Below are 13,708 nucleotides of genomic sequence, written 5' to 3'. Positions count from 1 at the left end.
TTATGAATCCATTTATTTCACACACTGGGCTTGCAGTGATGATCGATAGTGCAAATGTCGATACCGATCAAATTATCCCAAAACAGTTTCTCTCTAAAGTGACTCGAGATGGTTTTGGCGTACATCTTTTTCATGATTGGCGTTATCTAGATGATGCTGGTGATCAGCCTAATCCCGAGTTCACGCTAAACTACCCTAGATATAAAGGTGCCTCAATCTTAATATCGCAGGAGAACTTTGGCTGTGGTTCAAGCCGAGAACACGCCCCTTGGGCACTGGCTGATTTTGGTTTAAGAGCCATTATTGCTCCAAGCTTTGCTGATATTTTTTATGGTAACTCTATCAATAATGGTTTGCTGCCGGTCAAGCTTACTGATGTTGAAGTACAGCAGTTGATGGATGAGGTTGAGGCTAAAGAAGGCGCTGAGATCATTGTCGATCTTGAGGCACTTACAGTACGCTCACCCTCTGGTGCCATTTTCAGTTTCGAGATAGCTCAATCTGCTAGGCATAACCTGCTTAATGGCTTAGATGCTATAGGCTTGACCTTATCTCATGCTGATACGATATCGAATTATGAGTCGGCTTTACCGAACTGGAAAGCATAACTTTAGTTAAGCGTACACCTGTACCCGCTTGAAAACTTAATGGGCCAGCGACATGAGAATGTCGTTGGCCTTTGTTTTAAGTGATATTCAAATTAGTTTAAGTAATTGAAAGTAATGTCTATCTCATGTTTGCATAAATGTATTTATTGGTGTTTTTGAATTGCTAGCTATTTCCACTATTAGCAATTGGTAATTCAAGCGAACATGTGTCAACTATACGTTAATGATGTTAGTTATTGATTTAAATGTATATTTTTATGTTTCTGGCAATTGCTTTCAGTTTTAATTGGAACACCATACCAATAATCTTACTCTTCAACTTGTTTTAAATAGACTTTTTATCTGAATCTGTAAGGCATTTTTTGATAAAAGCAGTGATTTACTCTGAATTAATCCCTTTGCTTGCAAAGATACTCTGTATCAGTAAACTCCCGCCTCAATTAATTGAGCTATTACTCTAATGCCTGTAGGCATGAAGTGATGCCAAATCATGATAATAAAGCACAGGGATAAACGAACAGATGAATAAGAAGATCATATCTATGTCAGTGGCTGCGGCATTGCTAGGGACAATGACTCAAGCGCAAGCTGCTGGATTTCAGCTTGCCGAGTATTCGGCTACGGGTCAGGGTCGTTCATTTTCTGGTGAAGCTGCCATGGCTGATAATGCCTCTACTCAAGCGCGTAACCCTGCGATGTTGACCTATTTAGAGGGAACCAACTTTTCTGCTGGTGGCATTTATGTCATGCCAAATGTTGATGTAACAGGCGATATAGCCATTGCATCTCCACTGTTTGGTCCAGAGCCAATGATGATGAATGCAGATGCAATTGATGTTGCTGATGATGCACTGGTCCCTAATTTTTACCTCTCACATCAACTCAATGAACACTGGTTTTTAGGTTTTGCGGTAAATTCTAACTATGGCCTAGCCACTGAGGTATCAGAAACTCACGCTGCGGCGATTTTTGGCAATGAAACTTCTGTGACAACTGTCGAGTTTAATCCCAATATCGCTTATCGAATTAATGATGATTTTAGCGTCGGTGCTGGTGTTAGGTTTGTTTATGGTGAAGGTAGCATTGGTGCATCGACACCTGGTTGGGTGGATGGGCTAAAACAGCACCCGGCTCTACCTGAAGAGGTTGCTGCAGCGCTGCCAACCGGTGGAACAAGCTTAAAGAACATGGAAGGTGATGATATTGGTTTTGGCTGGAAGTTAGGTGCAAGCTGGCAGATAAACCCTGCACATCGCTTGGGTCTAGCCTATCACAGTGGTGTTGAGCTTGAGCTTGAAGGCTCTGCATCAGGCTTGCTATACACAGGTGGTCAAGATCTCGATATTGAAGGTATGCTGCCACTGGAGTTACCAGCTTTTGCTGAACTTGCTTCACATCACCAGCTAAGCGATGACTTTGCTATGCATGCCAGTATTAACTGGACTCAGTGGAGTGTATTTGATGAGCTAGTCGCTTATTTCCCCGGGGAAACTAAGCCTATTGGCAATATTGACTCTGATTTAGTTAAAGAGGAGAACTTCAAAGATAATTGGCGCTTTGCCTTAGGGTCAACGTACCAGCTGAGTCAGCATTGGTTACTACGCAGTGGTATTGCTTATGACAAAACAGCCGTTGACGATGAGTACCGTACGATGACCATTCCTGATTCAGACCGTTTATGGTTAAGTGCAGGTGCTGGGTATCAGGCTTCTGAAAACTTAACGTTAGATTTTGCTGTGACTTACATTAAGGCATATGGCGATGCACCGATTAATGAGTCAATGAATTTGATGGATCTCGCGCATGTAAGCTTTGATGGTGAAGCGGGTGGCGATGTATGGCTAGTAGGCATGCAGCTAAGTTATAAGCTGTAATTTACAATAAATGCAGCGATTATTGATATCGCTGTAGCAGAATAAATGCCCCACTGACGTGGGGCATTTTTGTATTTAGCTCTAAATCACCGACTTCAGTAGATGGTTATTATCCATAGGCTTTGCCTGAAAGCATCTTGAGGCCAACCGTGGAGACTCGCTTTATCGCATCCATGTGATACATAGCTGATAAGCTCATTTAGCTATAGCATTTTTATGCTAAATATTGTGCAGAGGTTTAGTGAGTAGTGCTGTGCAAGCTGCAAAATCAGTGCTGGAAATGTTCCATACATTTACGGCGACTTGAAGATGTACTGTAGCTATAGCTCCCTTTTAGGGCGTAATTTTAAAGCCACCATCTTCAGAAGGAGGGTTCTTTTCTTACAGCTCTAAATCACCTTCTTAATGTAGTTGGATGCTTCATCTTACAAAGCGGCATATTGAAGTGGTTTAAGGAATTGTCTATATTTTGTTAGTAAAATGAACTTCATAAGATTATATTCGTCATAATCTAATGAATATAACTCTTGTGCTATCTGTAGCACTATAACGACCTAAAAGAGGTGTGATATGAAGTCCTATCTATTTGCGGCGACCCTGTCTTTCCTTCCCTTTACCGCAATGGCAAATCAAACATCCACTCAGATAGTCGAAGATTTTATTGCTGCTTATAACAGTCATAATGTAGAGCAGATGATGCAGTACACCACTGAGAATGTGAGGTGGATGCATGTTACTGGTACTAAAGTGGAGGTTGAAACTTCGACTCAGCAGGAGTTCGCTGCGGCGATGGCTGATTACTTCGACACGCTCACAGATGCGAATGCCACAATTTTGAAAATAATAGACTCTGGCAATTATGTTAGTACCGTTGAGAAGGTGACCTGGAATAATGACGGCGAGCAATTGAGCCAGTGTAGTATTGGTAACTTTCGAATTAAAAATGGCAAGTTAGCTGAGTTTTGGTATCTACCGGCTCATGCCTGTGATGAGGCTCCCGTTAGCGAAGCGACTGAAATTGTGGAACCTGAAATAGGTGTATTGCAGAAGACTCAACAATAGTTTGCTTGTTTGAAAAATATCGATGTTGAATAGGACAATATAGTGACAGAGAGATATGTGATCGCTTTAGATCAAGGTACTACGAGTTCAAGAGCCATCATCTTTGATCATGATGCTAATATTATTGCGACCTCTCAACGAGAATTTAGCCAAATATATCCACAAGCAGGTTGGGTTGAACATGATCCTATGGAGATTTGGTCATCTCAAAGTTCAACATTAATCGAAGTGCTCGCAAGAGCGGGGATCTCCAGTGGTAAAATTGCAGCCATTGGGATCACTAACCAGCGAGAAACAACGGTTATATGGGATAAAGTGACCGGAAAGCCGGTTTACAATGCGATAGTGTGGCAATGCCGTCGTAGTAGCGCTATTTGTGAAGAGCTCAAATCTCAAGGTTTAGAAGAATATGTGCGTGATACAACTGGCTTGCTTTTAGATCCCTATTTTTCTGGAACTAAAATCAAATGGATTTTAGATAATGTTGCAGGAGTAAGGCAAAGAGCTGAAAAAGGAGAGTTACTTTTCGGCACGATAGATACTTGGTTGGTATGGAAACTGACCGAAGGCAAAGTACATGTGACAGATCCCACCAATGCGAGCAGAACCTTACTTTTTAATATCCATACACAGCAATGGGATGAGCAATTACTTAAAGCCTTGAATATTCCCCGTTCATTACTGCCAGAGGTTAAACCATCAAGTTGTATCTATGGGAAAACCAGAATTGCAGGAGAGGGAGGCGAGATAGATATTGCTGGTATTGCTGGCGATCAACAATCAGCGCTATTTGGCCAGTTATGCATTGATGAAGGGATGGCTAAAAATACCTATGGCACAGGTTGCTTTCTGCTGATGAATACGGGCACACAAGCAGTAAAATCTCATCAAGGGCTTTTAACCACTATTGCAATAGGTCCTAAAGGGGAAGTTAACTATGCCTTAGAGGGGGCAGTTTTTATGGGCGGGGCCACCATACAGTGGCTCAGAGATGAGCTAGGTCTTATCCGTGATGCCCAGGATACAGAGTACTTTGCCTCTAAAGTTGATGATACGAACGGGGTTTATCTTGTACCTGCATTTGTCGGTTTAGGTGCGCCGTATTGGGATCCTAATGCTCGTGGAGCCATAGTAGGCCTGACTCGAGGCGCCAATAGAAACCATATTATTAGAGCGGCACTTGAAGCTATCGCTTATCAGAGCCGTGATCTTCTCGACGCTATGATTAAAGATAGTGGCGTGATGCTTAAACAGCTAAAGGTGGATGGTGGCGCCGTTGCCAATGATTTCTTAATGCAATTTCAAGCCGATATTACTAATGTTGAAGTACAGCGACCTGAAGTAACTGAAACAACGGCTATGGGCGCTGCGTTTCTTGCTGGATTAGCCGTCGGTTTTTGGCAATCAACCCAAGAGCTAAAGCATAAGGCGAGTATTGAGCGTGGCTTTTTACCTATGCTGTCTGAGTTGGAGCGAGATAATTTATATACCGGTTGGCAATCGGCTGTATCCCAGGTCACCAGTGAAAATGCAGGCAAAAAGAGTTAGACAGCTAGATGCAGGCTAAACATCTATATCAATCTTAGGTAAAGGTGAGTGTATAGCTTCTCGCTCAGCCTGTATAAGCTCAAGATCTTCATCTTGTGTTTTACGGCGATCGCCGCGAAACGAGTCCCTTCTGTCTTCAGAGTTCTGTCTTCTATCTAACGTCTGTGGCAACTTTGATTGTGGCGTTTCATGTTCGTCAGCGGCAATGCCTGCACTGCTGTCAGTTTCTTCAACCATCAGCTTTTTGCGCTTTATGCTTGGTTGGATTGGACGTGCAAGCATGGCGTATAAACTATCTAAACCAACCATATCTCCTCCGAGTCATTGACCTTATATCCCTTTATCGGCCAGTTTTGCCTGATATTTAGTCAATCATAAGTGTTAAATCAAATCCTTAGCAGTTTTTCAGTTAATCGTTACAACCCAGACTAATATCAGTTCCATCAAGTAAGTGATCATTCAGCGGTTTAAAACCCTTTCTACGTAAGCCTCCCAGGACTTCTACTTCTGTGTTGCATTATCTCAAAAGGGAATAACTATTTCCTCAACGATGCGCCTTGAATTAAAAGCCCTGAGAGAGCTCTGAATTGCTCATAAATTTAATGGAATAGGTATAAATAATTAAGCCGCTAACTTTGACGCGCAAAGCTTGTATATACAATTCAATAAACTGACAACGACAAGCAGCGTTAAGTCTTGATAATTACTGTATTCATAAGCATGGATAATAATTAATATTTAGTTGTTGGTATCGCTTTTGGAAAGCGCAATTGCCACAATTATCGGCTTGGTTTGGGAAAAATCCCCACATTTACTGTTTACTACCTCTGGTTTGCGCTTGTTTCTGTCTGTTTTTTCAACTTATTAGGGATCTCGAACCACTTTTATCCATAAATTCTACTCGCGTTAATTTATTTGTAAATCTGCTGCTAACCCGCTTGAATACTGGATTTTTAAATAGTTGGTGCTCTTGACAAGGCTTGCGTTCTGTCTCTAGAATTAAGAGTTGTGGGAATTTGTGGATATTTGTGGATCATTAATTGACAGCAAGGACAAGCTAACGTGTTTCGTGGTGCCAGTGCTATTAACCTTGATACCAAAGGTCGGATCGCTATTCCTAAGCGATACCGAGAGCAACTGCACGCTGAATATAATGGTCAGCTAGTGATCACTGTTGACTTCCAATCTTCCTGCCTCTTGCTTTATCCATTAGTTGAATGGAGCAAGATAGAAGCTAAGTTACTTCAGCTTTCTGATACCCAAGCTTCTGAAAGATCAATGAAAAGGTTGCTTCTTGGCTATGCACATGAGTGTGAGCTGGATGGTAATGGTAGGTTATTACTTCCGCCGCCATTACGTCAATACGCAAACTTAGAAAAGCACGCGATGTTAGTGGGACAGTTAAATAAGTTTGAGCTGTGGGATGAAGTAGCCTGGCAGCGTCAGATTGAGCAAAGCCGAGAGACGATTCAAAGCGAACAGTTTGCTACGAATGAACGTCTTGCCGATTTCTCACTGTGATCAGTGATGCAAAATAATAGATAGAAGATACTAATGAGCCAAGAATTTGCGCATTTGTCGGTACTGCTGGAAGAGACAGTAGCAGGCCTAAATATTAAAGAAGATGGCATCTATATTGATGGCACATTTGGGCGTGGTGGACACTCTCGTGAAGTGCTTAAGCATTTGGGTGAGAATGGCCGCTTGATTGCGATCGATAGAGATCCCCAAGCCATTGCTGCAGCTGAGCAATTTGCTGATGATAAAAGATTTAGCATTGTTCATGGTGGCTTCGGTCAGTTAGCCACTTATGTTGAGGAGCTAGGGCTTAAGGGCAAAGTTGACGGGGTATTACTCGATTTTGGTGTTTCTTCTCCCCAGCTAGATGATGCCGAGCGCGGGTTCAGCTTCTTAAGAGATGGTCCATTAGATATGCGCATGGATAACTCTCAAGGGGAGACCGCTGCAGATTGGATTGCTCGTGCAGAGATTGAAGATATGGCGTGGGTATTTAAAACCTATGGTGAAGAAAAAAATTCACGACATATCGCGCGCTGCATTGCAGCGGATCGCGAGAAAACGCCTTTTTTAAGAACAAAAGAACTAGCCGACCTTATCGCTAGGATCGCTAAGAGTAAAGAGCGTAATAAACATCCTGCAACGCGAGTATTTCAGGCGATCAGAATTTATATCAATAGTGAGCTAGAGCAGATCGATCAAGCGTTAGAGGGAGCGTTGAAGGTTATTGCACCTCATGGTCGTTTATCAGTTATTAGTTTCCACTCTTTGGAAGATAGGATGGTAAAGCGCTTTATTCGCCGTCATAGCCAAGGAGAAAGTGTGCCACACGGACTACCTATCACAGAAGCTGAGATAAATAAGACGCGCTTATTAAAAGGCATGGGTAAAGCGACTAAGCCATCAGCTGAAGAGATAGAAAGAAATCCAAGAGCACGTAGTTCAGTGCTACGTGTTGCTGAACGTTTAGAGTATTAACAGTAGGGGGCTCACAGATGTGAGCTTGAGTAACGCTCATGAGTACAAGCTGTATATGGAGTGAGGTTTGAGTCAAACAAGATTAAATCTTGCTCGAATCGTGCTGCTTGACCTATGGCATCACAAGTGGATGTTGCTACTGGCTGTTGCTGTTGTCGTTAATGCGATAACGATTGTATATACAAGCCATGTAAGTCGGAAATATATCAGCCAATGGGATCAGATGCTGCAGCAAAGGGATAGGCTAGATATCGAATGGAGAAACCTACTGCTAGAGGAGCAATCGCAGTCTGAACATAGCCGTATTACCCGTATAGCAAGTAAAGAACTTGAGATGAGCCGGCCACTGCCTAAAGAGGAAGTCGTGGTCAGGGTACGTTAGTGAAAGACATTGATTAAGTTGAATAAAAACTTATGTGCAGTCAAGGACAGGTCATAAAAGAGAGCCATGAGGAAGAATAAACAGGCTAAAAGAAAGCAAAAACCACAGCTAATACACTGGCGTTTATACGTTGTAGTGGGTTTTGTATGCCTGTTGTTTACCACTTTGGTTGGGCGAGCTGCCTACATTCAGATCATTGAGCCTGAAAAGTTACGACATGAAAGTGATATGCGTACGCTCCGCACAACAAGCAGAGAGGTTCAGCGGGGGCTTATCACAGATCGTAATGGCGATATGCTCGCGGTGAGTGTACCTGTTAAAGCGGTATATGCAGACCCTAAAGTTGTACATGACAAAAATGGTTTTACCGATATGCGTCTGTGGCAGGCACTTGCTGATGTGTTACACGAGCCAAAGGACAAAATTCTAAGTCGAGTACAGTCTAACCCTAAGCGACGATTTACCTATTTAAAGCGTCAAGTGACCCCTGCCGTTGCTAAATACATTACCGAGCTTAAACTGCCTGGCATATATCTCAAAAATGAATCACGTCGCTATTACCCTACCAGTGAGATCTCTGCACAATTAGTGGGTATCACTAATATTGATGATATCGGTATCGAAGGGATAGAAAATGCCTATAACGACTGGCTAACTGGGACGGCTGCAAAACAGAAAGTACGTAAATCTCGAGACGGTCATGTCGTTGAACGCTTAGACATGGTGCACGAAGGGGAGAGCCCCAATGATTTAGTGCTCAGTATCGATCAACGCATCCAACAGCTGGCTTACCGAGAGATAAAGCGTGTTACAGAGATAAACCAGGCAACCTCAGCCTCTATTGTCGTTATCGATGTGCATACTGGCGAAGTATTAGCTATGGCTAATACTCCCTCCTATAACCCCAACTCTCGAGACAATTTGCAGAGCTATCGCATGCGTAACCGCGCATTGACTGATGCTTATGAGCCAGGCTCGACGATTAAACCCTTCGTTGTTGCTGCAGCTCTAGAGGCTGGCACAATTGAAAAAGATCAGATTTTTAAGACGTCTCCAGGTCGTATTCGTATTGGCGGTAAAATCGTTCGTGATGGACGAAATTATGGCGATATATCTCTAGGCCAAGTATTGGTTCATTCCAGTAATGTTGGTATGACTCAGATAGCGCTCTCTATGCCAGTACAAGAGTTACTTGGTTACTATCAGGCTATGGGATTAGGTAATTATTCAGGTATCAATTTAGCGGGTGAGAGTACAGGTCTACTCCATGATCGCAGACGTTGGTCAGAGTTTGAACGTGCGACCTTATCCTTTGGCTATGCACTGACGGTAACGCCACTACAAATTGCCAGAATGTACGCCATGTTAGGTGGTAAAGGTGTGCTGTATCCAGCTTCTATCTTAAAGCTGAAGCAGCAACCAGAGGGGATACAAGTTATCTCTCCTGAGGTTGCACAGAATGTGATGGAGATGCTTGTTGGTGTGACCGAACCTGGTGGTACTGCGAGAAAGGCTCATATTGAGGGATATCCCGTAGCGGGTAAAACAGGAACTGCGCGAAAAGCCGTAGCTGGTGGCTATGGTGAAGATTACGTTGCCTTGTTTGCTGGTGTCGCACCAGTGCACAACCCCAAACTGGCTATTGCAGTGGTAGTCAATGAGCCCAAAGGTGACAAATATTATGGCGGTGATGTGGCGGGGCCTGCATTCGCTAAGGTGATGTCAGGTGCGTTACAGATGCTTAATGTTGAACCAATATCATCGAAAGAGAAAGTTCGACTTGCTAGTAATTCCAGGAGCGCAGAATAATGCGATTGAGTGATCTTTTACTGCCCTGGTTTCATTACTCAGGGCAAGATAATTTTAATAACATCTCACTAGACAGTAGGGTTATCACAGCTGGCGATCTTTTTGTTGCCGTGCCGGGGCATCTTGTGGATGGCCGCAAATATATCGATGTTGCTTTTCAGCAAGGTGCAGTTGCAGCGCTGGTTCACACTGATGAGCCATCTGAGCATGGTCAAGTGAATCTTAGCTCCTGTGGTTCCCCCCTTATCCAGTTTTTTCAGCTTACTAGACAGTTATCTGCAATCGGTGCACAAGCTTATCCATTAAGCATTGATAGGCTTAAGCTAGTTGGCGTCACGGGCACCAATGGTAAAACCTCAATTACTCAGTTAATGGCGCAGTTGGTTTCACTTGTGGGGAAGCAAGCATCACTAATGGGTACGCTAGGAAATGGTTTGTGGGGCAATCTAGTCGATAGTGGTAATACCACAGCAGATGCGATTACTATCGCTTCACAGCTGCAGGACTTTAATCAACAAGGTGCTGATCTATGTGCTATGGAAGTCTCCAGCCATGGCTTAGTTCAAGGGCGAGTTGAAGCTGTACCATTTGATGTTGCTGTCTTTACAAACCTTAGCCGCGACCATTTAGATTATCACGGTACGATGCAGGCTTATGGAGATGCAAAGAGAAGGTTATTTAATTTTCCATCACTGCACAAAGGCTTGATCAATTTTGATGATGATTTAGGTAAGCAGTGGCTATCAGATGATGAATCGAATCAGCTTTTAAGCTTCAGTATTCAGCCTGATGGCATCGAGCAGGCTGATATTTATACCCAAGGTAACCTTCAGCATCATCTTGGTATGAGTACAAGGTTAGTATGGCCTGAAGGGCATCAACAAATAGAATCGCCGCTATTAGGTGAGTTTAACCTTTCCAATTTAATCGCTGCTCTCGGGTCTCTCTATTTGCTTGGTTATGATATGGCTGAGCTAGCAGGCCTTGTGCCTCAATTAAAGCCAGTGGCTGGACGAATGGAGCGATTTACTACCGAAAGATGTGTGACGATTGTTGTTGATTATGCCCATACTCCTGATGCACTCGAACAGGCTCTAAAAGCTTTACGAGGGCATTGCGAAAAAAGGTTATGGTGTCTGTTTGGCTGTGGCGGCGATCGTGATAAAGGTAAGCGTCCGCTAATGGCTCAGGCAGCTGAATCGTTTGCTGATAAGTTAATGATAACGAGTGACAATGCCAGAAGTGAAGACCCAAATGCAATCATTAGTGAGATTATAGCCGGCTTAAAGCAGCCAGAAGATGCACTTAGCATGGTGAGTCGTGAAGATGCCATTAGAGAAGTGGTTGAACTGGCAAAGCCCGGAGATCTCGTCCTCTTGGCAGGCAAAGGGCATGAGACCTATCAGGAGATTGCTGGAACAAGAATACATTATGATGAAAGAGCATTGGCTCAATCCTTGGTTGGAGAGCTGAAATGATCCCATTAAGCCTAGCTGTTTTATCGCAACGTCTGAATGCTCGTCTAGTAGGGGCAGATAAAGAAATTTGTCATGTATCTAGCGACAGTCGCGCTATCTCTGCTCAGACCCTGTTTGTTGCTCTAAAAGGTGAGCGTTTTGATGGGCATAATTTTGCTGAAACAGCATTGAATAACGGTGCTACCGCATTGCTTGTCGACCACCAACTTCCCTTGAGCATTCCACAGTTGATTGTGACTGATACACAAAAAGCCATGGGAGAAATTGGGGCGTATCTACGTGAGTTGATCAATCCGAAAGCGGTTGCGCTTACGGGGTCAAATGGCAAGACAAGTGTAAAAGAGATGGTTGCAACCATTTTGGCTCAACATCATAAGGTGCTGTATACCGCTGGTAACTTTAATAATGAAATTGGTGTACCACTGACATTGTTGCGTTTAGAGAGTGATGATGAAATTGGTGTCTTTGAGCTAGGTGCAAACCATCAGGGAGAGATTGATTACACCTCCTCCTTGGTTAAACCACAGGTCGCTATGGTGAATAATGTTGCCTCAGCGCATCTGGAGGGCTTTGGCTCTTTAGAGGGGGTTGCCAATGCAAAATCTGAGATTTTTAATCATTTAGCCTCAAACGGGACTGCAGTGATCAACGCTGATGATAAGTTTGCTGCTGTAATGAGAGATGCATCGGCTAACTATAAGCAACTTAGTTTCGGCATTGATTCTCTGGCAGATGTTCAAGGCTCTGAATTAGTTGCCGATTCTTTGGGATGCTATCGCTTTAAATTGTCATATTTAGATGACAGTAGGCTTGTCGAGCTACCTTTATCTGGTCGTCATCAGGTGAATAATGCATTAGCGGCAACGGCTATCTGCTTATCTTTAGGATTAACGCTAGATGAAATTAAATTAGGCTTCTCACTTCTTGTGCCTGTCAAAGGTAGAATGCAGCCGACTCAATTGGGTCGAGTGCGTGTTATTGATGATAGTTATAACGCAAACCCAGCCTCAGTTACTGCAGCGATTGATTGGCTTCAAGAAATTGAGGGTTATCGCTGTTTAGTGCTGGGTGATTTGGGAGAATTAGGCGACAATGCATCCCTTTTGCATTCTGAGCTAGGTGAATTGGCGAAAAGCAGAGGCTTAGATGCCCTGTTGACCTTAGGTGAACTAAGTCGTAACGCCAGTCAGGCATTTGGTAGTCAAAGCCATTTGAGCCTAGAACAGTTAGTTGAAAACCTAATCGAGAACATTAAACAGCAGCACGGCGATGTCACTGTTTTAGTTAAAGGATCGCGTAGCGCCAAAATGGAGCGCGTGGTCGAAGCTTTAGTACTTGCCTACGGGCGCGGGGAGTTTGTTTAATGCTGGTCTATCTGGCGGAGTATTTAACTCAGTTTTACTCTGGGTTTAACGTTTTTTCTTATGTCACATTCAGGGCTATTTTAGGCCTGATGACAGCATTAGTGTTTAGTCTTTGGTGTGGACCAAAGATGATTGAGCGGCTGCAGTTGTTGCAGATCGGGCAAGTTGTTCGAAATGATGGTCCAGAGTCTCACTTTAGTAAGCGCGGTACACCGACGATGGGAGGTTTGCTCATCTTAGCGGGTATCTTTATCAGTGTGCTCTTGTGGGGAGATCTTGGTAGTCGCTATGTGTGGGTAGTCCTATTTGTGCTGGCTAGTTTTGGCTTGATAGGTTTTATTGATGACTATCGAAAAGTCGTTAGAAAAGATACCAAGGGATTGATTGCTAAGTGGAAATATATTCTACAGTCTTTAGCTGCCTTAGTGATTGCATTCTATTTATATGCATCGGCTGATTTAGCGGGTGAGACGCAACTTGTGGTGCCTTTCTTCAAAGACATAATGCCGCAACTGGGTCTGTTTTTTATTGTTTTGGTCTACTTTACCATCGTTGGATCGAGTAACGCTGTTAACTTAACTGATGGCTTAGATGGGCTAGCAATTATGCCAACTGTCATGGTTGCAGCGGCATTTGCTTTGATCGCCTACCTATCGGGTCATGTGCAGTTTGCTAACTATCTTCACTTGCCATACCTGCCAGGGGCCGGAGAGTTGGTGATAGTCTGTACTGCAATCGTTGGTGCCGGTCTCGGCTTTTTATGGTTTAACACGTATCCAGCCCAAGTGTTTATGGGGGATGTTGGTTCCCTGTCTTTAGGGGCTGCACTCGGTGCTATTGCTGTACTCGTTCGTCAAGAGATCTTGCTAGTGATCATGGGTGGTGTGTTTGTGATGGAGACTGTGTCGGTCATATTGCAGGTCGGCTCATATAAGTTACGTGGCCAGAGAATATTCCGAATGGCTCCGATACATCATCACTATGAATTGAAGGGTTGGCCTGAGCCGAGAGTGATAGTGCGATTTTGGATTATCTCACTGTTTCTAGTGTTGCTTGGTCTAGCTACGCTGAAGTTAAGGTAATTAAT

The 13,708-nt window shown here is 43.5% G+C and carries 12 protein-coding genes; 11 read left to right on the top strand and 1 reads right to left on the bottom strand.

Annotation, left to right across the window (positions count from 1 at the left end):
• The first annotated feature begins 2 nt into the window (after positions 1–2).
• The 4 genes from leuD (at position 3) to glpK (ending at position 5,092) form a co-directional block, all read left to right on the top strand.
• The gene (leuD, locus tag BM736_RS19190) at positions 3–608 is read left to right on the top strand and encodes a 3-isopropylmalate dehydratase small subunit (RefSeq protein ID WP_076415149.1); all 606 of its coding nucleotides are present in this window, start codon (positions 3–5) and stop codon (positions 606–608) included.
• A 521-nt stretch (positions 609–1,129) separates the two neighbouring features.
• Positions 1,130–2,482: an outer membrane protein transport protein gene (locus BM736_RS19185; protein ID WP_076415147.1), complete on the top strand. Its 1,353-nt coding sequence runs from the start codon at positions 1,130–1,132 to the stop codon at positions 2,480–2,482.
• A gap of 570 nt (positions 2,483–3,052) precedes the next feature.
• Complete coding sequence (locus tag BM736_RS19180; RefSeq protein ID WP_076415145.1) at positions 3,053–3,544, top strand: nuclear transport factor 2 family protein; 492 nt, start codon at positions 3,053–3,055, stop codon at positions 3,542–3,544.
• Between the two features lie 42 nt (positions 3,545–3,586).
• The gene (glpK, locus tag BM736_RS19175; protein ID WP_076415143.1) at positions 3,587–5,092 is read left to right on the top strand and encodes a glycerol kinase GlpK; all 1,506 of its coding nucleotides are present in this window, start codon (positions 3,587–3,589) and stop codon (positions 5,090–5,092) included.
• A 15-nt stretch (positions 5,093–5,107) separates the two neighbouring features.
• Here glpK and BM736_RS19170 read toward each other — a convergent pair whose 3' ends face one another.
• A complete protein-coding gene (locus tag BM736_RS19170) occupies positions 5,108–5,401 on the bottom strand; it encodes a hypothetical protein (protein WP_076415141.1) in 294 nt (97 codons plus the stop codon).
• A 753-nt stretch (positions 5,402–6,154) separates the two neighbouring features.
• On the opposite strand from BM736_RS19170, the gene mraZ reads away from it, so the two are divergent.
• The 7 genes from mraZ (at position 6,155) to mraY (ending at position 13,703) form a co-directional block, all read left to right on the top strand.
• Positions 6,155–6,613: a division/cell wall cluster transcriptional repressor MraZ gene (mraZ, locus tag BM736_RS19165; protein WP_076415139.1), complete on the top strand. Its 459-nt coding sequence runs from the start codon at positions 6,155–6,157 to the stop codon at positions 6,611–6,613.
• A gap of 33 nt (positions 6,614–6,646) precedes the next feature.
• The gene (gene rsmH, locus BM736_RS19160; RefSeq protein WP_076415137.1) at positions 6,647–7,588 is read left to right on the top strand and encodes a 16S rRNA (cytosine(1402)-N(4))-methyltransferase RsmH; all 942 of its coding nucleotides are present in this window, start codon (positions 6,647–6,649) and stop codon (positions 7,586–7,588) included.
• Positions 7,589–7,655: 67 nt separating this feature from the next.
• The gene (gene ftsL, locus BM736_RS19155; protein WP_076415135.1) at positions 7,656–7,970 is read left to right on the top strand and encodes a cell division protein FtsL; all 315 of its coding nucleotides are present in this window, start codon (positions 7,656–7,658) and stop codon (positions 7,968–7,970) included.
• A 66-nt stretch (positions 7,971–8,036) separates the two neighbouring features.
• Positions 8,037–9,779, top strand: coding sequence for a penicillin-binding protein 2 (locus BM736_RS19150; RefSeq protein WP_076415133.1), 1,743 nt, complete (start codon positions 8,037–8,039; stop codon positions 9,777–9,779).
• Positions 9,779–11,257, top strand: coding sequence for a UDP-N-acetylmuramoyl-L-alanyl-D-glutamate--2,6-diaminopimelate ligase (gene murE, locus BM736_RS19145; protein WP_179079084.1), 1,479 nt, complete (start codon positions 9,779–9,781; stop codon positions 11,255–11,257). The genes BM736_RS19150 and murE overlap by 1 nt, the downstream gene beginning before the upstream one ends.
• Entirely contained in the window at positions 11,254–12,621 is a 1,368-nt protein-coding gene (gene murF, locus BM736_RS19140; RefSeq protein WP_076415130.1) for a UDP-N-acetylmuramoyl-tripeptide--D-alanyl-D-alanine ligase, read from the top strand. The genes murE and murF overlap by 4 nt, the downstream gene beginning before the upstream one ends.
• Entirely contained in the window at positions 12,621–13,703 is a 1,083-nt protein-coding gene (gene mraY, locus BM736_RS19135) for a phospho-N-acetylmuramoyl-pentapeptide-transferase (RefSeq protein WP_076415128.1), read from the top strand. The genes murF and mraY overlap by 1 nt, the downstream gene beginning before the upstream one ends.
• Positions 13,704–13,708: the final 5 nt, after the last annotated feature.

It is taken from the genome of Shewanella sp. UCD-KL12 (assembly GCF_001957125.1).
Taxonomy (GTDB): domain Bacteria; phylum Pseudomonadota; class Gammaproteobacteria; order Enterobacterales; family Shewanellaceae; genus Shewanella.
Note: the sequence above shows the minus strand (reverse complement) of the source record. Positions and strands in the feature narration are given on the sequence as shown.